This window comes from Rhizobium sp. Leaf321, assembly GCF_001423215.1.
Classification (GTDB): Bacteria; Pseudomonadota; Alphaproteobacteria; order Rhizobiales; family Rhizobiaceae; genus Neorhizobium; species Neorhizobium soli.
The window spans coordinates 284275-308122 of record NZ_LMOF01000008.1 but is presented as its reverse complement, the minus strand read 5'-3'; the positions used below and the strand labels follow the sequence as shown (position 1 = coordinate 308122).

The following is a 23848-nucleotide window of genomic DNA, read 5'->3' as shown; positions in this document are numbered from 1 at the left end:
GTCGGTTTCTCCAGGTCTTTCTTAAAGCTCTGCGCGGGCCGCTTCCAGCGCGTCGAAATGGTCCGATATCTCGGCGCCCGTGGCAATCCAGACATCGGTTCTGCTTTGCACATGGATCAGGAAATCGCGCAGCAGATGCCAGCGCATCGGCCGTCCCGAAACCTGCGGATGGAGGACCAGCGTCGTGACGCCGCCCCAAGCATGTGTCGCCTCGAATTCGTCAATCCACAGCTGCAGCACCGCGTCGCGTCCGAAGATCGGCCGTGAACTGGTGCGGCTCGTCATGCCGAAATTCCAGTCGTCGAAGGCGAAGTTGACCGGGATCTCGATCAGACCGCGCTCGCCGCCATGATCCGCATGCCTGTAAGGCAGGATATCGTCGCGGAAGGAGCTGGAATAGCGCATGCCGGATTTCGAGAGATAGGCGAGCAGTTCCGGGAAATTCTCACCCGATGGTGCGCGGTAGCCGATCGGCCGCACGCCGAGCACCTGCTGCAACGCCTCATAGCCGCGATCGATTTCCTCGAAAGCCTCATCCAGCTTGTCGCGGTCGGGCAGCTTATGGAGATAGCCGTGATGGCCGATCTCGTGGCCAGCTTTCAGGATCGCTTCGCACTGGGCGGGATGCGCCAATGCCGTCCAGCCGGGAATGAAGAAGGTCGCCGGCAGCGACAATTCATCCATCAGCGACACGATTTTCGAAATGCCGACGCGGGCGTCGTAGCCGCCATGCGACGTCGTAACCATGCGATCGACATTGGAAGGATTGTTGCCGATCCAGGCGGTTTCCGCGTCCACGTCGAAGCCGATGAAGAGAGCGCTTTTCGCGCCGTTCGGCCAAACCATGGCGGGTGTGACAGGCGCCGGATTGAGCGGACGGGGAGAAAGGTCGAAGGGCATTATAAAACCTCCGGTCGGGAAGAATGCAAAGCCGGGCCACCGCTGAACAGATAGCCCGGCTTCCGATGCAAAACGGACTGGTCCGCCGACCGTCCGGCCTGAAGGAGATCAGGCCGGAGGCACCCGTTTTGCAAAACGTGAAAGCTTACTTCTGGGCTTCGCTGTTGACGTAGATGCCGTCGAGGGCAGCCGATTCCAGGTTCCACTTGGCAAGGATCGTCTTGTATTCGCCGCTGGCCATCAGGGCCTTCATCGCGCCGATATAGGCGTCACGCAGTTCGGTGTCCTTCTTGGAGAAACCGATGCCCTGGTAGATGGCAGTGAACGGCGCGCCGATCGAAACATACGCACCCTTCTCGAGCGTCATCAGGTAGGGAACGGTTTCCGAACCCTGGACGGCGGCATCGACGCGGCCCTGCTTCAGCTGGGTGCGGGCATCGGCCGAACCTTCAGTGCCGACGACCTTGACGGCCGGCAGGCCCTTGGCTTCGCAGTTGGCAGCGCTCCACTTTGCCGTTTCGTCCGGGAAGGACGTGCGGCGGCTCATGCCGACATTCTTGCCGCAGAGATCGGTTTCGGACTTCAGTTCATCCTTGCGGGCTGCCGTCGTGTAGAACTGGGCGCCGGACTTCATGTAGTCGACGAAATCGAGAGCGTCGCGACGCTTCGGCAGATCGCTCATGCCCGAATGGATGATGTCGACGCGGCCGGTGGCAACCGACGGCACCATCTGTTCAAAGCCGATATCCGACCATTCGACCGTCACGCCGAGCTGCTTGGCAAGCGCCAGACCAAGATCGATATCAAGGCCCATCAGCGTGTTGGTGGCCGGGTCCTTGTATTCCATCGGCGGATAGTTCGGCGTGTTGGCAACGACGATCTTGCCGGCGGTCTTGATACGCTCCGGCAGGGCCTGAGCTGAAACCGAGCTTGCGGCAGCAACGGCTGCGAGGGCGACGATTGCGAATGTCTTGGTCATGATATCCCCTGTTCTCTTGTTTTTGGTCGACTGGTTGAACGTGAAGGCGGTCAGTTATGGACCGCCCGGATGAATTCCGCGGTGCGCGCGCTTTTCGGCGCCGACAACACTTCCGAAGCGGGGCCGGTTTCAACGACCTTGCCCGCTTCCATGAACGTGACGGTGTTGGCAACGTTGCGTGCAAACCCCATTTCATGGGTGACGACGATCATGGTCATGCCGGACGCCGCCAGATCCTTCATCACGTCGAGCACTTCAGACACGAGCTCCGGATCGAGCGCCGACGTCGGCTCGTCGAACAGGATGAGATCAGGCTGCATGCCCATGGCACGGGCGATCGCGACGCGCTGCTGCTGGCCGCCGGAAAGTTCGGAAGGGTAATGGTTCGCCTTGTCGGACAGGCCGACGCGGGCGAGAAGCGCAAGCGCATCCTCGCGCGCCTTGGCGACCGGCTGGCCGAGAACCTGGACCGGTCCTTCCATGACGTTTTCGACAGCCGTCTGATGCGGGAACAGGTTGAAGCGCTGGAAAACCATGCCGATGCGGCGACGCTGGCGGGATATTTCCTTGTCGGCAAGTTCATGCAGGTTGTCGCCTTCGCGGCGATAGCCCATCAGCTCGTCATTGACCCAGATCGCACCTTCGTCCATCCGCTCGAGAAGGTTGATGCAGCGCAGGAACGTGCTCTTGCCGGAACCGGAGGGTCCAACAATGCAGGCGACCTCGCCGCGCCGGACTTCGAGGCTCACCTTGTCGAGCGCCTTGAACGCATCGAAGCTCTTGGTGACGTCGATTGCCTTGACCAGAATATCTTTCGTCATGTCCAACCTCACATCGATGCTCTGATAGACTTCGATCCGCGTCCGTAATAGCGCTCGATGCGCTGCTGGATGACGGACAGAACGGACACCACGACGAGATACCAGAAGCTTGCCACCAGCAGCAGTTCGAGAACGCGGGTGTTGGCGTAGTAGATGACCTGCGCATTGTGCAGGATTTCGGAAAACTGGATGACGCTGGCAAGCGAGGTGAGCTTGACCATGCCGATCACCTCGTTGCCGACGGGCGGTACCATGACGCGCATGGCCTGCGGCAGAACGATGCGGCGCAGCATCTTCATCTGCGTCATGCCGATCGTGCGGGCCGCTTCATACTGGCCACTATCAACCGACAGAAGGCCGCTTCGCACCACTTCCGACGTATAGGCGCCCTGCTGAATACCGAGACCGAGCATGGCGGCCACAAACGGCGTCATGATATCGACAGTGCGGAATTCGAACAGGCCGGGAATGCCGAGCGTCGGAAAGATCAGCGCCAGATTGAACCACAGCATCAGCTGCAGCAGTGCCGGCGCGCCGCGGAAGATCCACAGATAGCCGATCGCGATCCACGACAGAACCGGGTTGCCGGAGATGCGCATGATGGCGATGACGACGCCGAGCACGATGCCGATCGCCATGGCAGCAACCGTCATGACCAGCGTGTTGACGAGGCCCTGCAGGATAACAGGCGCAAACAGGAAGTCGCGCACATAGGACCATTCGATCTGGCCGACGCTGAAGGCGCGGATAAGCGCTGCCATCAGCAGAATGACGATGCCGGCGGCCACATTGCGGCCGATATGCCGCTTCGGCACCAGCTTCAGATGGGCGACTTCGTATTTCGTGCTGTCGTCTGCAGCAACGGTCGTGGATGCGCTCATCGGGTGCCAGCCTCCGAAGCGTTTGCGGCAACAGCCGTCTTTGCGCCGATCTCTTCCAGCGCGAACTGACGGCGGGCGTCGATCGCTACCTCGAACCGGCCGATCTGGTCGCGCACCGCATCGGGTGCCGTGCAGCCGTAACCGGTGCGGCTGGCAAGCGCATGTTCGAGCGTGATCGCCTCGAGCAGGCCGGGGCCGAGACGCGGATCGATCTTCGGCAGATCTTCGACGGTGAGCCCTTCAAGATCATGACCGCGCTCTTCGCAGTAGCGCACCACAGCGCCGGTAATTTCGTGGGCTTCGGCAAAGGTGACGTTCTGGCTGACCAGCCAGTCGGCCACTTCCGTTGCGAGCGTAAAGCCGCGCGGCGCTTCTGCCCTCAGCTTCTCGACGTCGAACTCAAGTGTTGCGACCATGCCGGCAAAGGCTGGCAGGATGAGCTGCAGCGTATCGATCGTCTCGAACAGGACCTTCTTGTCCTCGGCAAGATCGCGGTTATAGGCGAGCGGCATTGCCTTCATCGTGGCAAGGAAGCCGGTGACATTGCCGATCAGCGTGCCGGACATGCCGCGCGTCAGCTCTGCGATATCGGGGTTCTTCTTCTGCGGCATGATCGACGAGCCGGTGGAATAGCTGTCATGCAGGCGCACCCAGGAGAACTGCTTGGAGCTCCAGATGCAGATTTCCTCAGCCAGACGCGACAGGTTGACGCCGATCAGCGAAGCGATGAACAGGAATTCGGCGACGATATCGCGCGAGGCGACCGAGTCGATCGAGTTCTCGGCAGCTGCCGAATACCCGAGCTCAAGTGCCGAGAGATCCGGCCGATTGACGATGCCGGAACCGGCAAGTGCTGCCGCACCAAGCGGCGACCGGTCGAAACGGCGGTCGAAATCGCCAAAGCGCTCCAGATCGCGCAGCAGCGACTGCGCATGCGCCATCAGGTGATGACCGAGCACAACGGGCTGCGCCGGCTGCAGATGGGTGAAACCGGGCATGACGGTGTCGACATGCTTTGCCGCCTGCTCGCGGATCGCGTCCTCGACGTCGATCAGGCCGGCGGAGAGCTCACGTGCCATGCGACGGAGATAGAGACGGGTGTTGTTGGCGGTCTGGTCGTTGCGCGACCGGCCGGCGCGCAGCTTGCCGCCGAGAGCGCCGAGACGGGCCATCAGCAGCCGCTCGAGAAACGTATGCACATCCTCATCGCCGGCTACAGGCGTTTCGCGGCCTGCCGCGACATCGGCCTCGATCGTGTCGAGCGTCGAGCGGATGGCCGAAAACTCGGCCGCATCCAGCACGCCGGCGCGCTTCAGCTCGGACGCATGCGCCCGGGAGCCGGCGATGTCTTCGCGATAGAGACGGAAATAGGAGGCAGGTGCCCGTGAAAGATTGGCCAGAGCTTCGGAAGGACCGGACTTGAAACGTCCACCCCAGAGCTGCGCGGATGCCGACATGAGCAAACCCTTCTGTTCAGATAATGGGCAGGGATCCCATGTGCACCACGAATGGGCAAGCGAACTTATTTCCTTGGCCCTATGACAAAAACGACTAGCGCAAAACGACGCGCTGGCGATAATGGATCGAACGCATCCCGATAAAACAGCGAGACCCTGATGGAGCAACGTCGCAGGCGCCTGCCGTCCACCGCATCGCTTCAGGTTCTGCTGGCGGTGGCCGAACGCGGATCGACGAGTGCTGCCGCGGAAACGACGGCGCTCTCCCAGAGTGCTGTGAGCAAGCAGCTGCTGGCGCTGGAGGAATTGATCGGCAGCCCCGCCTTCCTGCGCACGCCGCGCGGCATGGTGGCAACCGAGGCCGGCCGCATCTATATCGACCACGCGCGCACGGCCCTGAAGGCCATGGAGGATGCGGCCCTGCTGGTCGCACGGCTGAAGCCCGGCCCGGGCGTGCTGCGCCTGCAGGTCCTGCCGATTTTCGGCGATCGCTGGCTGTTGCCGAAGTTTCATCTGTTTGCGGAACAGCATCCTGACATCGAGGTGCAGTTCACGACCTTCATCTCGCCATCGCAGTCTGAAGTCCCGGACGGCATTTTCGAGTTTGCGGCGACGCCACAACACCGAGACAACAGCACCTATCTCTTCGGTCAAGACGTGCTTCTGGTGAGCGCACCGAACTATTTCGCCAAGGCCGGAACGCCTTGTGACATCGACGACCTTGCCGAACACGTGATGCTCGAACATCCCCAGACGCCGTTTCACTGGCAACATTTTGTAGCTCATCACAACCGCGACGGGGCTACTGTTCGCCACATTACCCGCTTCGGCTATTACACGATGGTGATCCGCGCCGCACTTGCCGGCCAGGGCTTGGCACTGATCCCGCGCGGCCTGATCCTCGACGAGATAGCTACCGGCAGGCTCATCAATCCGGCCGGCCTCGGTTACCGGAGCGATTTCGGCTACTGGTTCAGCACGCCCCATATCCATTCCAGCCCGTCCATGCTGACATTCAAGACATGGCTGACCGCGCAGCTGGGACCTGAACTGGATCGCCCGTAACCGCGACTGTCCACAGCCAGATCTGGCACACCTGCCCCATGCCCGCACGCTTCTGTCGCAAAAAAGGACGGCACGAACAGTCGCGTCCAGAAATGGGAACAGCTTGTTCAGCCCTCCAGCGGTTCGCGCTGTGCGGTGCAGCATCGACGCGGTAGCCTGAAACAGGGAGCTCTAACGAAACGGAGGAGAAGACCAAAGGTCAACGTTTTTCAAACAGGAGACACTTTGATGACCAAAACCGTTTTGAACGCCCTTGGCGAAACCTTGTATTACAGCGGCACATCCAAAGCCTGGATTTCGGCGACGGGTGCCGGCACCGCACTATCAGGCACAGCGGCCAATGACTCCATGTACGGCGACAGCGCCGTCAACGTGACCATGAGCGGCGGCGCCGGCGACGACGTCTATTACCTCTATTCCAGCATCAACCGGGCCGCTGAAGCGGCAGGCCAGGGCATCGACACGGTCGATACCTGGATGAGCTACACGCTGCCGGACAATATCGAAAACCTGCGCGTCACCGGTGACAATCGCTTCGCCTTCGGAAACGAACTTGACAACATCATCTCGGGCTCGTCCTCGCGCCAGACCTTCGATGGCGGCGCAGGAAACGACGTGCTGACCGGCGGCGGCGGGGCCGACACATTTATCGTCGCCAAGGGCAATGGCAGCGACCTGATCACCGATTTCAGTGCCGACGACAAGATCCGCCTCGATGGCTACAGCTTCACCTCATTCGAACAGGTGGGCAACAGCCTGACCCAGGAAGGCGCCAATCTGCGGCTTGACCTCGGGGACGGCGACAGCCTCGTATTCGCCGGCACGACAGCCGATGACCTGTCTGCCGACCAGTTTGCGCTCAGCCTCGACCGCTCGGTCCTGACGAAGACATTCGGCGACGAGTTCACCGCGCTTTCCCTGAATAACGGCACGAGCGGCACGTGGGACGCAAACTTCCACTGGGCGCCGGACCAGGGCAGTTCCCTGCCGACGAATGGCGAAAGCCAATGGTACGTGAACCCGCTTTATGCGCCGACCGCCGGCTACAGCCCGTTCTCGGTCTCAAACGGAGCGCTGACGATCACCGCCAAGAATACGCCGGATGCGATCTCGGACGCGGTCAACGGCTACGACTACGTGTCCGGAATGTTGAACACCTATTCGACATTCTCGCAGACCTACGGCTATTTCGAAATGCGCGCCGACATGCCGACCGACCAGGCGACATGGCCAGCCTTCTGGCTGCTGCCTGAGGATGGCTCATGGCCGCCGGAAATCGACGTGGTGGAAATGCGCGGCCAGGACCCGAACACGGTGCATGTTTCCGCGCATTCCAATGAGACCGGCAAGCAGACCACCCAGACCTCGGCGATCAGCGTTCCCAGCACCGAAGGCTTCCACACCTACGGCATGCTGTGGACCGAAGAGGAAATCGTCTGGTATTTCGACGACGTGGCAATCGCCAGCGCCGAGACACCGTCAGACATGCATGACCCGATGTACCTTCTGGTCAATCTGGCCGTCGGCGGCGCGGCCGGCAAGCCGGGCGATCTGTCCGGCGGAGCCAAGATGGTCATCGACTATATCCATGCCTACGAGATCAACGACGATGCAGCGCCTACGTCGTCGATCTCGAGCGCTTCGGACGACGGCCTAGTATAGGCCGTCTGCTGCTGCCGCATGATGGCGGCCGCACCAAGCACCACGTCGGCCACTTGCAGCAACTGCTTGGCGAGCGGCGTCGAATTGCGCCAGATCATGCCGATGCTGCGGGCCGGTGGCGGCGACTGGAAACGCGAAATGGAGACCCGCGCAGAGCGGGTCTCGACCGGCACCGCCATTTCCGGAATGAGGGTGACGCCGATGCCGGCTCCGACCATCTGCACCAGCGTCGACAGCGAGCTTCCCTCCATGATTTCCCGCGACAGGATCTCGCGCGGGCGGTTCGACCCGATGCCGCAGAAAGACAGCGCCTGATCGCGAAAACAATGCCCCTCTTCGAGAAGAAGAAGCCGCATTTCCTTGAGCGCATCCGGCTCCGGCACCGGTTTGTCGCCATCCTCACGGCTGCGCACCAGCACGAATTCCTCGTCGAACAGTTTGAGCTCCGTCAGTGACGGCTCGGAGACCGGCAGCGCGACGATCGCCACATCGAGCCCGCCCTGCATCACTTCCTGCACCAGTCTGGTCGTCTGCGTTTCGCGGATCTCGACCCGGATCCCGTCGAATGCCCGGTTGAGCTCGTTGATAACAGATGGAAGCAGATAGGGTGCAACGGTCGGGATGACGCCGATGCGAAGCCGCGACAGAAACCGGTCCCGCGACGCGCGCGACAGATCCGCGAGTTCGTCGGCGGCCCGCACGATGTCGCGCGCCCGGAGCGCAAAAAGCTCTCCGAACGCGGTCAGCCGGACGTCGCGCGTGCCCCGGTCGAACAGGGCGCGACCGACTTGATCCTCGAGTTCCTTGATCTGCATCGACAGCGCAGGCTGAGAGATGGCGCAGGCTTCAGCCGCCTTGCGGAAACTCGCGTCGCGCGCCAAAGCCTCGAAATAGCGGAGCTGTTTGAGAGTAAAATTGGTCATAAGGTGAAATTATCGCAACCATCAGGAAATCCAACTTAAATTTATCGAAATGTTCCTGTAGGACTTGAGACACCGGGTTGCGACACACAATCCTCCCCTTTTCATGCAATGCACACAGACAATCTAAGGAGAATGTCATGGACACGAAAACTGACACTGCGGGCAAGTGTCCCGTTGCACATGGCCAGAACCCCCAGGGCAATACGCCGCGCGGTCGCTCGAACCGCGACTGGTGGCCAAGCCAGCTAAACGTTCAGATTCTGCATACCCACACGGCACTGGCCAACCCGCTGGGCAAGTCGTTTGATTATGCCGAAGAATTCAAGACGCTCGATCTCGACGCCGTGAAGCAGGACCTTCATGCGCTGATGACCGATAGCAAGGACTGGTGGCCGGCCGATTTCGGTCATTACGGCGGTCTTTTCATCCGCATGGCCTGGCACAGCGCCGGCACCTACCGCATCACCGACGGCCGCGGCGGCGCCGGCATGGGCCAGCAGCGTTTCGCACCGCTCAACAGCTGGCCTGACAACGTCAACCTCGACAAGGCTCGCCGCCTTCTGTGGCCGATCAAGCAGAAATACGGAAACAAGATCTCCTGGGCCGACCTGATGATCCTGACCGGCAACGTCGCGCTGGAATCGATGAGCTTCAAGACCTTCGGTTTTGCCGGCGGCCGTGCCGACGTGTGGGAGCCGGAAGAACTTTATTGGGGTCCCGAAGGCAGCTGGCTGGGCGACGAGCGCTATAGCGGCGAGCGCGAGCTGGCCGAACCCCTCGGCGCCGTGCAGATGGGTCTCATCTACGTCAACCCGGAAGGCCCGAACGGCAATCCGGACCCGCTGGCCTCGGCCCGCGACATCAGAAGCACCTTTGCCCGCATGGCGATGAACGACGAGGAAACCGTGGCGCTGGTCGCCGGCGGCCACACGTTCGGCAAGACCCATGGCGCCGGCGATCCGTCGCTGGTCGGAACCGACCCGGAAGGCGGCGAGCTGGAATCGCAGGGCCTCGGCTGGGCGAGCAAGCACGGCACCGGCATGGGCGCCGACACGATCGGCAGCGGCCTTGAAGTGACCTGGTCGCAGACACCGACCCAGTGGAGCAACTACTTCTTCGAAAACCTGTTTGGCTTTGAATGGGAACTGACGAAGAGCCCGGGCGGTGCCCATCAGTGGCAGGCAAAGAACGCCGACGCTTCCGTGCCCGACGCCCACATTCCCGGCCGCAAGCATGTGCCGACGATGCTGACGTCCGACCTGGCGCTGCGTTTCGACCCGATCTACGAGCCGATCTCGCGCCGCTTCCTCGAAAACCCGGCTGAATTTGCCGACGCGTTTGCCCGCGCGTGGTTCAAGCTGACGCACCGCGACATGGGACCGAAGGTTCGCTACCTCGGCCCGGAAGTGCCCGCCGAAGACCTGATCTGGCAGGACGTGATTCCGCCGGTCGATCATCCGCTGATCGATGATGCTGACATCGCCAACCTCAAGGAAAAGGTTCTGGCAACAGGTCTTTCGGTGCAGGAACTGGTGTCCACCGCCTGGGCCTCGGCGTCCAGCTTCCGCGGTTCCGACAAGCGCGGCGGTGCCAACGGTGCCCGCATCCGTCTGAGCCCGCAGAAGGACTGGGACGTCAACCAGCCGGAACAGCTTTCCAAGGTTCTCCGTCAGCTGGAAGACATCCAGACCGCCTTCAACACGGCCCATGCCGGTGCAAAGAAGGTCTCGCTTGCCGACCTGATCGTGCTGGCGGGTGCTGCTGGCGTTGAAAAGGCGGCGAAGGCTGCTGGTCACGATGTCGTCGTGCCCTTCTCGCCAGGCCGGATGGATGCCTCCGAGGCGCAGACCGACGCCCTGTCGTTTGCAGCGCTCGAGCCCCGCATCGACGGTTTCCGCAACTACGTGAACGAAAAGCGCACGCAGTTCATGCAGGCGGAAGAAGCACTGGTCGACCGTGCCCAGCTTCTGACCCTGACGGCACCGGAAATGACCGTTCTGGTCGGCGGCCTTCGTGTTCTGAACGTCGGCACACCTGAGCACGGCGTGTTCACGAATGCCAAGGAGACGCTGACGAACGACTTCTTCGTCAACCTCCTCGATATGGGCACCGTCTGGGCACCTGTTGCCGGCGAGCGTGGCGTCTATGAAGGTCGCGACCGCAGCACCAGCGCACAAAAGTGGACGGCCACCCGCGCCGACCTCATCTTCGGCTCGCATTCGCAGCTGCGCGCGATTGCCGAGATCTATGCCCAGGCCGATGCCAAGATGAAGTTCGTCAAGGATTTCGTTGCCGCATGGGTGAAGGTGATGAACGCAGACCGTTTCGACCTGCGCGCCTAAAAACAAACCGGCCGGACGCAACACCCGTTGCGCCCGGCCGATCTCTTTCAGGCGTCAGCGCTGGCTGAAGAAAGCCGAGAGAGCATCGATATCGTCGTCCTGAAGATATTTTGCAGCATTCACCATCAGATGGCTCGATGCCGTGCCGCCACGAGCGCCGCCTCGAAACAGATCGAGCTGCTGCTTCAGATAGGCGGCATTCTGACCCGACAATTTCGGATAGGCAGGGTTCGCACCGTCCTTGTCATGACAGCTGAGACAGACGGGGATCTTGTCCGCTGACCGTCCCTTTTCGGCAAGCTCGCGGCCTCTTTCCACAAGCGCCTGGTCCTTCGGCGGCATATCGCGTTTCGGACTTTGCTGACCGGCATAGTAGCGCGCCAGTTCCGGCAGGCTTTCCTCCGGGAGCGTCCCGACTGCGACACCCATGATGCCGCTTGGCCGCCGGTTGTCGTGATAGGCCTTGAGGCTTTCCAGCAGATAGGTCTCCGTCTGTCCCGCGAGACGCGGGATTATGCTGCCATCGTTGAGCTTTGCTTCCGCATGACAGCTTTCGCAGGTGATCGGCAGCGGCGATACTTCGCCCGCGGTTCCCATACCGTGCAGACCTGACGCGGCGATATAGGCCTTGCCGTCCATCTCGGGCAGTTTGCGCAAGAACGCCACCATCGCCCAGACTTCGTCGTCGCGTGTCTGCACCGGCCAGGCCGGCATGCCGGTAAAGCGAACACCATGCTTGACGATCTCGAACAGCTGTGCGTCGGTCCAGGTCGGCACGACTTCCTTGAGATCCGGTGGCGGTGGCAGCATCGACAGCACGGCATCGGAACGGCCCTGCGCCGGCGATCCGTGACAAGTGGCACAGCCGCTTTCGAAGTGACCTGCAGCGGCCGGCACGAAAGCCGGATTGTCGAGCGGTGGCGGATCGACCGACATTGAGGCGGTGCTGACCGAATTGCGCATCACCCAATGCAGGAACCAGTCGGTGGCCGCCCAGTGTCCGGTCGAGGCGCGCACGCTGATCAGGCCCGACCAGGCCACGCCAAGCCCGAGGATTGGAGCAAGCACTGCAAGAATGATCAGATACTTCCAGCGGATCGTCATCGTCCGTTCCCCCCAAGCTCCGGCGCCGGATCGTGCCTCAGCATGCCGGCAAGCAGCGCCACGCCGCCTGCAAGATAGACGATAGCACCAACCAGCAGCATCACCACACCGCCTGTCTGCTGATCGGCGAGTGCCGTCAGCGGAATGCCGAAACAGCTCACCTCCCCCTCCCCATAAAGCGGCCTCGGCGACAGCGACAGGAGCGCGCCGAGCAGCGTCATATGCATGGATGTAAACAGCAGGCCGAACGTGCCGGCAAGACGCCGCGCTTCGCGCCCGGATGTGGCACCGCCCAAACAGGAGAGCCACAATGTCAGCCCTGCCGTTAGAAACACCAGTTGCTCAAGCGCTGCGAACGGGACCGACCCTTCCGATAGCTCGCGCATGGCCGGAATATGCCAGCCCCAGACGGCAAACAGTTCCAGCACCGAGGCGAGCATCGGTGTGAGCCAGAGATGACCGGCCGTGAAATCGAAGCGCGTTCCGGACATGCCAAACGCGATCAGCGGCGACGCGATGGCAACGACACCCATATGCGCGACCATGTGCACCGAGAACGAGCCACGATCGGAAAACGGCAGGATGCCGAACCACAGCAGACCGAGGACCAGCGCTCCCGAGATCAGCGCAAGGCGTTTCATGGCTGGCACTCCGCAATGAAGATCAGCGGAATGGCCGCATAGACGACCGACACGAAGCTCAGGCCCGACAGAAGCAGCGTTGCAAACCCTTGGAACAGCGTGCGCGACGAGCGCGTCGGTTCGTCATGCGGCGCGTCCCTGGCACCGAACCCCCACTGGCGCCAGGCGAGATAGGCCGAAAGCACGATCATCGCGAGCGCGGCGAGTGTCACGACGACAAGCACGATCCGGACCGTATCGAAGCTGAACGACGCCGGCAGACGCTTGGCGCAGAAAACCGCGACCGTCGCATAGCAGATGATGAAATGCAGCGCCCAAACCACTGGCGCCGTAAACAGGGTCCAGAGAGTTTCGACCTCGCGGGGGATAACGCTCTTCATGATGCCACCAGCGGAAAGAGACCGAGCACGCCGAACGTGACGACGGCGGTAAACGCCATGAAATGCCAGTAGAGCGTGACGTTGCGGATATCCTGATCGTATTCGCCTGTCATATTGCCGGTGAGGCTGCGGGCAAGGCAGTAGAGCTGCATCACGACGCCGACCACGCCGTGGATGACGGTCCAGAGGGCAATCACCCAGACGGTGGCCGGATAGACGTTGGAAGTCGGGTCCATGCCGGTAAGATATGGACCGGCGAGACCGGCAAGCGAGGCGGCGATGGTAACGGCTGCGGCTGCAACGAGGGCAAAGCGGCAACCCGTTGGGCCCTTCTCGTTCAGCTGCCGGGCCAGCATCGTCAGGCCCCAGGCCGCTAGATAAAGCAGTAGTGCCACCATCGGCCAGAACACGCCGGGCCCGGCACTGACGCCGGTATAATCGTCATGCACCGTCCAGTAGAAGAAATAGCCGAAGATCAGGCTGGCAAAGGCGGTACCGTCACCGACCATAGTGATGAACATCGCCCACCATCCGACGGACGCGGGGCCTGAAACATAGACCGGCAGGCTGAGGCCCAGCCCGACATCGGTTTCAGCCGTCTCCGGAATCTGTGCCGTGCCCGTCCACAGCCAATAGATGATTGCGATAAAGGTGATGATGGCGCAGATGATGGTGGGGATCCACCAGTGGAAGGTGAGCGCGATAAACACGCCACCCAGCGACAGGGCGGCTATGATGGTGACATAGGACACACCGCCGACGCGCAGGCACTGCAGCGGCTTGGCATCGAGCACCGACGTGACCAGCGTCTCACGCCTGCCGGATTTCGCATCCGGCAGATAGAACCGGCCAGCCTCGATATCGGCCTGCAGGTTGGGCTGGTCCCAGAGCGGATAGCGGCTGGTGATGATGGGCACGGAGCGCATGCCCCAGCTCTCATCCGGATCGTTGGTCCATTCCAGCGTGCCGGAATTCCACGGGTTGAGATTGCGCTCTGCCGGCTTGGGTTTCGGGCGGAAGATGTCGATCACGAAGGTGGCGACACCGGCTGCAAAGATGAAGGCGCCGATGGTCGAGACGAGGTTGAAAATATCCCAGCCGAATTCTTCCGGGTAGGTGAAGACGCGTCGCGGCATGCCCCGCAGCCCGGAAAAATGCATCGGGAAGAACGCGGTGTTGAAGCCTGTAAACATCAGCCAGAACGACACCTTGCCCCAGGCATCCGACAGCTTTTTGCCGGTGACGAACGGGAAGTAATAGTAGATGCCGGCGACGATCGGGAAGAACATGCCGCCGATCAGCACGTAATGCAGGTGCGCCACGATGAAATAGGTGTCATGCGCCTGCCAGTCGAACGGAACGAGCGCCACCATGACGCCGGTCAGCCCGCCGATCACGAAGATGATCAGACCGCCCGCCCCAAACAGCATCGGCACGGAAAAGATCACCCGTCCCGCAAGCATGGTGGCGATGAATACGAAGATCTGCACCCCGGTCGGGATCGCCACCGCTTCCGATGCCGCCGAGAAGAAGGCGAGCGAAATCTGCGGCAGACCGGTCGCGAACATGTGGTGGACCCACAACCCGAAACTCAGGAAACCCGTGCCGACAGCGGCCAGCACGATCCAGGAATAGCCGACGATCGGACGCTGCGAAAACGTCGGCACGATCATCGCCATCAAGGCGATGGCCGGCAGGAAGACGATATAGACTTCCGGATGGCCGAAGATCCAAAACAGATGCTGCCAGAGCAAGGGATCGCCGCCGCGCGATGGATCGAAGAACGGCCAGTTGAACATCCGTTCCATCTCGAACAGGATGTCGCCGGCAATCAGCGGCGGGAAGGCAAACAGGATCATCCCCGCGACGATCAGGAGATACCAGGCAAACATCGGCATCATGTTGATACGCATGCCGGGTGCGCGGCATTTCATGATGCCGACGATGATCTCGACGGCGGCCGCAATCGATGCCACCTCGATGAAGGAGAGGCCAAGCAGCCAGATGTCGGCGCCGATGCCGGCATATTCCTTGTCTGTCGCAAGCGGCGGATACATGAACCAGCCGGCATTGGGTGCCGCGTTGAAGAAGATCGAGCCGCAGACGAAGATGCCGCCGAGAAGGAAGCTCCAGTAGCCGAAGGCCGATAGACGCGGGAACGGCAGTTCGCGTGCACCAAGCATGGACGGTAGGAGAAAGATCGCGATCGCCTCGAAGATCGGCACCGCGAACAGGAACATCATGACCGTGCCATGCAGGGTGAAGACCTGGTTGAACAGCTCGGCCGACATGAAGTCATTGTTGGGAACGACAAGCTGCAGCCGGATGAGCAGCCCTAGAACGCCGGCAAACAGCATGAAGACGAATGCGGTGACGCCGTACCAGAGCCCGATCTCGCTGTTGTTGACCGAGGTCCAGTAGCGCCAGCCCTTTGGCGTTTCCCAGGTGTCGCGCAGCCTCTTTTCCTGGGCGGCGCGCTCCTCGGGCGAGAAATTTCCGAGTTCAACGCTCATCGAAGCCCCTTCAGATACTGTGCAATGCGATCGGTTTCGGCTTCAGGCACCATGTTGTAATGCGGCATCCGCACGCCGGGCTTGATGACGGCGGGATCGCGCAGGAAGCGGGCGATATCGGCGGTGGAATTGCCAAGCGTGCCGGCACCGACCGAACCGCGCTCGCCGAATGCAGTCAGATCCGGGCCGATGACGCCGCGCGCCTCGGTGCCTGAAATCGCATGGCAGGCGGAACAGCCGTGTTTCAGAAACAGCGCCAGTCCCTCGGCATCGCCGCCACCGGAAGCGCTGCGGCGGGAGGCGAGCCAGGCGTCATAGGCCGGCTTTTCCATCACCTCCACGGTAAAGCCCATCAGCGCATGCGAGGTGCCGCAGAATTCGGCGCAGACACCGCGATAGGAGCCGGGCTTGTCACCCTCCAGCGTCAGCACGTTGCGACGACCAGGGATCATGTCCATCTTGCCGCCGAGCACCGGGATCCAGAACGAATGGATGACATCGGGTGAGGTCAGCTGAAACGCCACCCGCTCGCCGACCGGCATGCGGATCTCGTTGGCGGTCTCGAAGGCGATGGAACCGTCCGGATCGAGATAACGGACCCGCCACCAGTACTGCTCGCCCGTGACATCGATCTGTTGCAGCCCCTCACCGCCTCCCGAGAAAAACGGACGGACATTGGGCATCAGCCACATGGCGTAGGATAACAGCGCGCCAAGAACGATGCAGGGCATCACGGCGCCGCCCCAGAGGATCAGCCTGCCCGCCCCTTGTTCGGAATGGGCGTTCTTCTTGCGCGCCGCATAAAACAGAAGCACCACGACGCCGACCCAGATCACCGCGCCGCCGATCAGCATCGCGAAGAACAGTGTCGCGACACCCGCGGCTTCCCGTCCCGCGGGATCAAGCACCGACTGCACGCCGGAGCAGGAAACCATCAGCGGACAGAGGAGAATTAGGGAAAGGACTGCTTTCGCCGCAGGCAGAAGGGCGCGGACGATGACATCGTCGAAATAGGTTTGAGATCGGGTTGGCCGGCTGTCGCCGGTCACGCGGTCATCGTTCATTCTGCTCTTCACCCCCGGCTCGAACAGGCGCAATGCATGACTTCTAAATTTGTTCCCACCCCAAACGAAATTTTTTTACCCGGTGAAAACGATGAGCGTTAAGGGCCGCGTCTCATCGAACTTCATGACAACCGCTCGCGAAAAGGAACTATCGCCCTCTGGCTCCGTTACGTCACGTTCGTTGACGATCTCGCCGTCAAGCAAGGGAGCAGGTTGATATGAGTGCACCACGTGCCAACTGGAAAGGTCATATCAAGTTCGGCGAGGTGAGTTGCCCCGTCGCGCTCTATACGGCGGTTTCATCGTCGGACCGGATCAGCTTCAACATCCTCAATCGCAAGACCGGAAATCGCGTGCGCCGCGAGTTTGTGGACAGCGAGACAGGTGACCCCGTCGAGCACGACGACCAGGTGAAGGGCTACGAGACCGGCAGCGGCAAATACGTGGTGCTGGAGCCAGACGAGATCGCCGCCGCTATCCCCGAGAGCGACAAGACGCTCGATATCGACGCGTTCATCTCCTGCGCGGAGATCGACGACATCTATTTCGACAAGCCCTACTATCTCGCGCCCCAGAAGCTCGGCGAGGAAGCCTTTGCGCTTCTGCGCGACGGCATGAAGGAGGCGGGCGTCGCAGCGATCGCCAGCACCGTGCTTTTCCGGCGGTTGCGGACAGTGCTGATCCGTCCCCACGGCGACGGGCTGATCGGCACCACGCTCAATTTCGATTACGAGGTCCGCTCGACGGACAAGGCCTTCGAAGACGTGACAGAGGTCAAGATCGACAAGGAGATGCTCGAACTCGCCTCCCATATCATCGGCACCAAGAAGGGTAGCTACGACCCGACCAAGTTCGACGACCGGTATGAAGAAGCGCTGGCCGAACTGGTGAAGGCGAAGCTCGAGGGCAAGAAGATCCCGAAGCGGAAGGCCCCGACAGCCTCCAAACCATCCGATCTTCTGCAGGCCCTGCGTGAAAGCGCCGGCATGGGCGGCAAGTCCGGATCAACGGACAAGCCGAAGGCAAAGACCAAGGCGAGCGCCAAGCCGAAATCCGCCAACACCAACAAGACGCCGCGCAAGACTGCCAAGTCAGCACCATCATCCTCGACAAGCACGCGCCGCAAGGCCGGTTAAGGGAAACGACAGCCATGGCGATACGTCCCTACTGGAAAGGCTATCTGAAGCTTTCGCTCGTCACCTGCTCCGTCGAGATGACACCGGCGACCTCGGAAAGCGAGAAGGTGCGCTTTCACACGCTCAACCGCGAAACCGGCAACCGGGTGCAGAGCCACTACGTGGATTCGGTGACCGGCAAGCCCGTGCGTGACGACGATGAAGTCAAAGGCTATCAGCGCGGCGAAGACGACTACGTGATGCTGGAAGACGAGGAGCTCGACAATGTCGCGCTCGAAAGCACCAAGACGATCGATATCTCGACCTTCACGCCGCGTTCCGAAATCGACTGGATCTGGCTCGATACGCCCTACTATCTGACGCCCAACGAAAAGGTCAGCGAAGAGGCATTCTCGGTGATCCGCGCCGCGATGGACAGCCAGGAGATGGTCGGCATCTCGCGACTGGTGCTCGGCCGGCGCGAGCGGGCCGTGATGATCGAGCCCCGCGGCAAGGGCATCGTTCTCTGGACGCTGCGCTACGGCGACGAGGTGCGAGAAGCCAAGGACTATTTCGACGGACTGGACAAGGCGGAGCCCGAGAAAGAGACACTTCCGCTGATCCGCAAGCTGATCGAACAGCAGACCCGCCCCTGGGACGCAAAATTCGTGACAGATCCGGTGCAGGACAATCTGCTCGACATCATCAAGTCGAAAAAGAAGCAGCGCCGGCCGACAGCAAAGAAAGCCGAACAGGAAGACTCGGAGAAGCCCAGCAACGTCATCGACATCATGGATGCGCTGAAACGCTCGCTGGCGGCCGACAAGCGGAAAAGCAAGTAGGCTAAAGGCTTCTGGGGAACGGTGGCCTCAGGCTGCTGACAACCACTGAAGAAGCTACTGCTCAGGATGCAGGCGATACCTCGGTCGCGCAGGCCTTGAAAGTCCCCCAGCCGCGCGTTGCTTGACGAGAGCGACGCCCCACTTCCCTCATCCTCACCCTTGTGGCGGGGATCCAGCTACACGACGCCTGTCGGGTCGAAGGCTCTTGTCAGCTCAAGGACTTGAGCTGACTGGATCCACGCCACAAGGGCGAGGATGAGGGGCGTTTGGGACTAGGCTCACTTTTCCAATTGACTGTAGAGTTGTTCAATAACAGCATTGTCAGCTGCGTGAGTAGGCCGAACGCCGGCCTACTGTCCTCACCCCTCAGCCCCGGGCCTCAACCTTCTTCAATCGCTTGATCGCCTCGGCAAGCGGCCGTTCGGCATCGCAATAGTCTTTCCACGCTTCGCTTTTCGCAATCAGCGCCGGCACCGTATGAATGGTGAAGCGCTGCGGGTCGAGGTCGGCTTTGACCTGGCTCCAGGTGAGCGGCATGGACACCGTCGCACCCTCGCGCGCACGCGGCGAAAGCGGCGCGACGGCCGTCGCCATGCGGTCGTTTCGCAGATAGTCGATGAAGATGCGGCCTTCACGCAGCTTCTTCGACATCTTGGTGAGATAGAGATCGGGATCGTCCTGCGCCATCAGGTTGGAAACCCGGTGCGCGAAATCCTTGGCCTCATCCCACGTCAACTCCTTGCGGCCGCCCGTCTTCAGCGGCACGACCACATGCAGGCCCTTGCCGCCCGTCGTCTTGCAAAAGCTCATCAGCCCCAGTTCGTCGAGACGGTCCCGGATTTCACGAGCGGCCTCGACCACCCTCGGGAAGGCGACATCGGGAGCGGGATCTAGGTCGAACACAAGCCGCCCGGGAACTTCGGGCTTGGTCGGCTGGCAGTTCCATGGGTGCAGTTCCAGCGATCCGACCTGCGCGAGAGCTGCCAGTCCCTCGATGCGATCGACCTGCAGATAGGCCTTCTTGTCGCCATGGACCTTGACCAGTTCCAGAAGGTTCGATGTGCCCTGCATGGCATGCCGCTGGAAGAACTGCTCGCCGCCGATCCCGTCGGGCGCGCGGATGACCGAGCAGGGCCGACCCTTGATGTGCTCTATCATCCAGCCCGCGACCGATTCGTAGTAATGGCCGAGATCCTCCTTGGTAACAGGCGTGTCACCGTTCTGGGCATCGCTTGGCCAGAGCGGCTTGTCGGGATTGGAGAGCATCACGCCCATCACTTCCGCCTTGCCGCCCCTGCCGCGCGGCACCTTCGTGGGTTTCGCGCCGCTGGCGGTCTTTTCCGCCTTTGGCTGCGGCGTCTCCTGATCCGGTGAAGCCGGCTTTTCCGCCTCAACTTCATCAGCCGGCTTGTCTTCGCGCAGGCCCTTGAATGCCGCCTGGCGCACCTGACCATCATTGGTCCAGCCCGCGAACTGGATCTCGGCAACCAGCTCCGGTTTCACCCAATGCATGTCCTTGGTCTTCTTCGGCGCTCCGATACCGGTAAACGGACTTTTCTCGGCTGAAAGCGGTTCGAGCTTGGACATCAGATCCGCAGCCCTGCCCGCACCAAAACCGGTTCCGACGCGTCCGACATAGACGAAATGGTTGTCGCGATAGACCCCGGCGAGAAGCGAGCGGAACTTGCCTTCGGTTGTCGCATAGCCGCCGATCACCACTTCGTGGCCGGCCCGGCACTTGGCCTTGACCCAGGTGTCGCTTCGCCCCGACCGGTACGGCGCGTCCGCCTGTTTCGAGACGATGCCTTCCAGCGAAAGCCGGCAGGCGGAACGCAGAACCGCATCGCCACCGGTTTCGAAATGGTCGACATAGCGGATCCGTGTGCCGGCTTCCGCCTCGGCAATCACCTGCGACAGCCGCGATTTGCGCTCGTCCAGCGGCATGTCGCGCATGTCCTGCCCCTCGTGGAAGAGGAGATCGAAGGCAAAATAGACGAGGTCGTCTGTCTTGTCCTCGGAAAGTGCGGCCTGCAGCGCTGCAAAATCCGGCGCGCCGTCGTGATCGAGCGCGCAGATCTCTCCGTCGATGACCGTATCCGGCAGCACTGCTGCATCCTTGGCGATCTGCGAAAAACGATCCGTCCAGTCGAGCCCCTTGCGGGTTCTCAGGATCGTCTTGCCATCCTGCACGCGCATCTGAACCCGATATCCATCGAACTTGATCTCATGCAGCCAGCCTTCTGCCGATGGTGGACGGTCGCGGATCTGGCAGAGCTGCGGTGCGATGAAATCCGGCATTTTTTCCGAGGCCGGTTTCGCCTTATCTGCGCTCTTGCCCTTATCTGCGCCCTTGCCCTTGGTCTTGCCGCGCCGTTCGTCAGCCGCCAGTCCTTCGCTGCTGTCCCACACCGCATCCGCATCGACCGCGCTGCTGGTCAGCATGAACGGCTTCGGCTTGCGCCCCTTGCCCGCAGCAATCGTCGCCATGTCGCGACCGGAAGCGACCGAGGTTTCGGTCTCCTTCAGGACCGCATCGCCATCCTTGTCGACCGAGTGATCGTCGTGATGCTTGATCAGCAGCCAGTTGGTGCGCTTGCCGCCATCGCGATCTTTTTTCATCCGCACCAGCACGAAGCCGCCCTGCAGCCTCTCGCCATCCAGGATGAACTTGAAATCGCCCTTGGCGAGCGCCTTTTCGAGTGGAAGCGCGCCATCGACTTCCCAGTATCCCCGATCCCACAGCATGACCGTGCCGCCGCCATACTCGCCTTTCGGAATGGTCCCTTCGAAATCGCCGTAATCGAGAGGATGATCCTCGACCTCGACCGCAAGGCGCTTGTCCTGAGGATCGAGCGACGGGCCGCGGGTCACCGCCCAGGACTTGAAAACGCCGTCCATTTCCAGCCGCAGATCGTAATGCAGTCGCGTCGCATCGTGTTTCTGTATGACGAAGCGGCCACGCTTGGACGGCCGCACTTCAGCGGCGCCGCTCGGCTCCTTGGTTTTATTGAAATCACGCTTGCTGCGGTAGGTTGAAAGAGTATCGGACATGGAACGCTCCCGGCACGGCTAGGGAGTCCGAATGTCCCACCGGCGCAATGGTTCCACAACGCACGGTGGATGGATCGAAGGCCCTCGTCTTGCTGGCTAACTCTCTTTTAGGTACAAACGCTCTCAGCGTTAGACAGCAAGGGACACGACGCCATGAGCATCCAGCAGAAGCCGGTCTTCACAGCTGATGAAGTGGCGCGGGCAGAGAGCTACAAGGCGCGCGATTATCCTGACAATGTCGATCCCAAGGTGGAAGACCTCGTCCGCCAGATGATCTCGGGCTTTGCCGACAAGTGGACGGTCGTCATCCTGGATACGCTGTGGGACGAAGGGGTTTTAAGGTTTTCCGACCTCGCCCGCCGCGTCACCGGCATCAGCCAGAAAATGCTGACCCAGACGCTTCGGCGCATGGAACGCGACGGTCTGGTCATTCGCAAGACCTATGCCTGCGTGCCGCCCAAGGTGGAATACAGCCTCTCGCCGCTCGGCCTGACGCTGGGGGCAGCCTTCTGCAATGTGTGGATCTGGGCGGTCGAAAACCACGATGCGGTGGCAAAGGCCCGGACAGCATTCGACGACGAAGACTGAAAACGGCGGCGATACCGCCGCCTCCAGAAATTGCAGCCGTCAGCTCGGGTTGATCATCGAAAAGACCTGGTCGAAATTGCCTGTGGCTTCGGCCGTGCGCTGCCGCATCACACGCTGAACCATCACTTCCGACGGCGTCGGATCGGCGCAGAGCAGACCGACGGATTCGGACACGAAATTGGCAAGCGGCATGGCCGTCGCGAATTTCGACTGGCCGGGCGTCAGCTCCGTTGCCACCTGCGGCGGGGCAAGCTCCACCACGGCAATCTTGGTGCTGCGCAACTCGTGCCGCAGGCTCATCGTCCAGGAATGAATGGCCGCCTTGGTGGCGCTATAGGTCATGGAATCGGTGCGCGGCACGAAGGCGAGGCCGGAGGAGACGGTGACGATCGCCGCTTCCGGCTTCTGGCGCAGATGCGGAAGCAGGGCCGAGGTGAGCCAGATCGGCGCGAGAAGATTGGTGGTGATGGTGCGCTCGGCCACATCGACGTCGTAGACATCAGCGAGCACGTTCTCGCGTTCCATGATGCCGGCATTGTGGATGACGACGTTGAGATCCGGATGGTCCTTCACGACCGAAGCGGCAAACTCGTTCAGACCGTCCTTGTCCGTCACATCGAGCTGGTATCCGGAAAGCGCCGGATTGTCCTTCAGCGTTTCATTCAGGCTTGCCTCGTTGCGCCCGGTAACGATCACCTTCGCGCCGCGTTCGGAAAGGGCGACGGCGAGACCGCGGCCGATGCCGGAATTGCCGCCCGTGATCAGGATTGTTGCTTTCGTGAAATCCATTTGCATTCTCCAATGCTGCTGATGCGCTTCAATATCACCAATAGTAACTTTTAGTAAGAAGGCACCTTTTAGTAAGAAATAGGAAATCGGATGCGCCCATCACGGCAATGTGCCGCACACGGCCTGCCTGACAAGGGGCGCACGGTTTACAGGGTGGCCGGTTCTGATTTACAGCTGCGCCCGAAATCTCGTCGGGAATACAAGGATAAGCCGATGGCGCTGACAGCTTCCACCACCCATGCCCGCAAGGGTCTCGGCCATGCGGTCATCGTCACGCTCGGCATGGCGGCAACCGTCGGCACGGCCCTTGGCTTCCAGTATCTCGGCGGCTATATTCCCTGCGCGATGTGCCTGCTGCAGCGCGAACCCTATTACTACGCAATTCCGGTCGGCATTCTTGCGATGGGTGCCCTGGCATTCGGCATGCCCGCCTGGATCGGCCGCACGCTTCTGATCCTTGTCGGCCTGATGATGCTGGTTGGCGCCGGGATGGGCGTTTATCACGCGGGCGTCGAATGGGCTTTCTGGGAAGGTCCCGCAAGCTGCGGCGGCGGCGCGGGCGTCACCACCAATGCCGGCAGCCTTCTCTCCGACCTCAACACGGTGCATGGTCCGTCCTGCACGGAAGCAGCACTCCGCGTGCTCGGTCTGTCCTTTGCAGGCTGGAACGTGATCGCCAGCGTCATCCTCGCGGCCATCGCCTTCATCGGTGCCAAGAAGGCCGCGTGAGA

Annotated in this window: 20 protein-coding genes; 7 read left to right on the top strand and 13 right to left on the bottom strand. The window is 61.4% G+C overall.

Annotation, left to right across the window (positions count from 1 at the left end; genetic code table 11):
* Positions 1-21 precede the first annotated feature (21 nt).
* From ASF70_RS18530 to argH, 5 genes are all read right to left on the bottom strand, one after another.
* Positions 22-900, bottom strand: a complete 879-nt coding sequence (locus ASF70_RS18530) for a polysaccharide deacetylase (protein WP_062581842.1) — start codon at positions 898-900, stop codon at positions 22-24.
* A 145-nt stretch (positions 901-1045) separates the two neighbouring features.
* The gene (locus ASF70_RS18525; protein ID WP_062581841.1) at positions 1046-1879 is read right to left on the bottom strand and encodes an ABC transporter substrate-binding protein; all 834 of its coding nucleotides are present in this window, start codon (positions 1877-1879) and stop codon (positions 1046-1048) included.
* A 50-nt stretch (positions 1880-1929) separates the two neighbouring features.
* Positions 1930-2700 carry an amino acid ABC transporter ATP-binding protein gene (locus tag ASF70_RS18520; RefSeq protein ID WP_062581839.1) on the bottom strand — a complete coding sequence of 257 codons (771 nt, stop codon included), beginning with the start codon at positions 2698-2700 and terminating at the stop codon, positions 1930-1932.
* A gap of 8 nt (positions 2701-2708) precedes the next feature.
* Positions 2709-3581 (bottom strand): amino acid ABC transporter permease, encoded by an 873-nt coding sequence (locus ASF70_RS18515; RefSeq protein ID WP_062461649.1) that lies wholly within the window; start codon positions 3579-3581, stop codon positions 2709-2711.
* Positions 3578-5038, bottom strand: a complete 1461-nt coding sequence (gene argH, locus ASF70_RS18510) for an argininosuccinate lyase (protein WP_062581837.1) — start codon at positions 5036-5038, stop codon at positions 3578-3580. Before argH ends, ASF70_RS18515 begins: the two co-directional genes overlap by 4 nt.
* Before the next feature lie 159 nt (positions 5039-5197).
* On the opposite strand from argH, the gene ASF70_RS18505 reads away from it, so the two are divergent.
* Both ASF70_RS18505 and ASF70_RS18500 read left to right on the top strand, forming a co-directional pair.
* Positions 5198-6103, top strand: coding sequence for a LysR substrate-binding domain-containing protein (locus ASF70_RS18505; protein ID WP_062461655.1), 906 nt, complete (start codon positions 5198-5200; stop codon positions 6101-6103).
* 228 nt (positions 6104-6331) lie between these two features.
* Positions 6332-7765 carry a family 16 glycosylhydrolase gene (locus ASF70_RS18500; RefSeq protein ID WP_062581835.1) on the top strand — a complete coding sequence of 478 codons (1434 nt, stop codon included), beginning with the start codon at positions 6332-6334 and terminating at the stop codon, positions 7763-7765.
* Here the strand turns inward: ASF70_RS18500 and ASF70_RS18495 are convergent.
* Positions 7696-8688: a hydrogen peroxide-inducible genes activator gene (locus tag ASF70_RS18495; RefSeq protein WP_082471971.1), complete on the bottom strand. Its 993-nt coding sequence runs from the start codon at positions 8686-8688 to the stop codon at positions 7696-7698. The two genes, ASF70_RS18500 and ASF70_RS18495, sit on opposite strands and share 70 nt — an antisense overlap.
* A gap of 137 nt (positions 8689-8825) precedes the next feature.
* Here ASF70_RS18495 and katG point away from each other — a divergent pair, with 137 nt between their 5' ends.
* Positions 8826-11030, top strand: coding sequence for a catalase/peroxidase HPI (gene katG, locus ASF70_RS18490; RefSeq protein ID WP_062581833.1), 2205 nt, complete (start codon positions 8826-8828; stop codon positions 11028-11030).
* A gap of 54 nt (positions 11031-11084) precedes the next feature.
* On the opposite strand, the gene ASF70_RS18485 is transcribed toward katG, so the two are convergent.
* The 5 genes from ASF70_RS18485 to coxB are packed head-to-tail and all read right to left on the bottom strand — an operon-like array spanning position 11085 to position 16732.
* Positions 11085-12134 (bottom strand): c-type cytochrome, encoded by a 1050-nt coding sequence (locus ASF70_RS18485; protein WP_062581831.1) that lies wholly within the window; start codon positions 12132-12134, stop codon positions 11085-11087.
* On the bottom strand, positions 12131-12775 hold the full coding sequence (locus ASF70_RS18480; RefSeq protein WP_062581829.1) for a cytochrome c oxidase assembly protein: 645 nt from the start codon (positions 12773-12775) through the stop codon (positions 12131-12133). The genes ASF70_RS18485 and ASF70_RS18480 overlap by 4 nt, the downstream gene beginning before the upstream one ends.
* Positions 12772-13155: a hypothetical protein gene (locus ASF70_RS18475; protein ID WP_062581826.1), complete on the bottom strand. Its 384-nt coding sequence runs from the start codon at positions 13153-13155 to the stop codon at positions 12772-12774. The genes ASF70_RS18480 and ASF70_RS18475 overlap by 4 nt, the downstream gene beginning before the upstream one ends.
* Positions 13152-15668: a cytochrome c oxidase subunit I gene (gene ctaD / locus ASF70_RS18470; RefSeq protein ID WP_062581824.1), complete on the bottom strand. Its 2517-nt coding sequence runs from the start codon at positions 15666-15668 to the stop codon at positions 13152-13154. Before ctaD ends, ASF70_RS18475 begins: the two co-directional genes overlap by 4 nt.
* The gene (coxB, locus tag ASF70_RS18465; protein ID WP_082471970.1) at positions 15665-16732 is read right to left on the bottom strand and encodes a cytochrome c oxidase subunit II; all 1068 of its coding nucleotides are present in this window, start codon (positions 16730-16732) and stop codon (positions 15665-15667) included. The genes ctaD and coxB overlap by 4 nt, the downstream gene beginning before the upstream one ends.
* Before the next feature lie 218 nt (positions 16733-16950).
* Between coxB and ASF70_RS18460 the strand changes: the two genes are divergently transcribed.
* Positions 16951-17868: a Ku protein gene (locus tag ASF70_RS18460; protein WP_062581821.1), complete on the top strand. Its 918-nt coding sequence runs from the start codon at positions 16951-16953 to the stop codon at positions 17866-17868.
* Between the two features lie 14 nt (positions 17869-17882).
* On the top strand, positions 17883-18689 hold the full coding sequence (locus ASF70_RS18455; protein ID WP_062581819.1) for a Ku protein: 807 nt from the start codon (positions 17883-17885) through the stop codon (positions 18687-18689).
* 366 nt (positions 18690-19055) lie between these two features.
* Here the strand turns inward: ASF70_RS18455 and ligD are convergent, their stop codons facing one another.
* On the bottom strand, positions 19056-21740 hold the full coding sequence (gene ligD / locus ASF70_RS18450) for a DNA ligase D (RefSeq protein WP_062581817.1): 2685 nt from the start codon (positions 21738-21740) through the stop codon (positions 19056-19058).
* 153 nt (positions 21741-21893) lie between these two features.
* Here ligD and ASF70_RS18445 point away from each other — a divergent pair, with 153 nt between their 5' ends.
* Positions 21894-22328, top strand: a complete 435-nt coding sequence (locus tag ASF70_RS18445; protein WP_062581815.1) for a helix-turn-helix domain-containing protein — start codon at positions 21894-21896, stop codon at positions 22326-22328.
* Between the two features lie 39 nt (positions 22329-22367).
* Here the strand turns inward: ASF70_RS18445 and ASF70_RS18440 are convergent, their stop codons facing one another.
* Positions 22368-23117: an SDR family oxidoreductase gene (locus ASF70_RS18440; RefSeq protein WP_062581812.1), complete on the bottom strand. Its 750-nt coding sequence runs from the start codon at positions 23115-23117 to the stop codon at positions 22368-22370.
* A 219-nt stretch (positions 23118-23336) separates the two neighbouring features.
* Between ASF70_RS18440 and ASF70_RS18435 the strand changes: the two genes are divergently transcribed.
* On the top strand, positions 23337-23846 hold the full coding sequence (locus ASF70_RS18435; protein ID WP_062583038.1) for a disulfide bond formation protein B: 510 nt from the start codon (positions 23337-23339) through the stop codon (positions 23844-23846).
* The last annotated feature ends 2 nt before the right edge of the window (positions 23847-23848 follow it).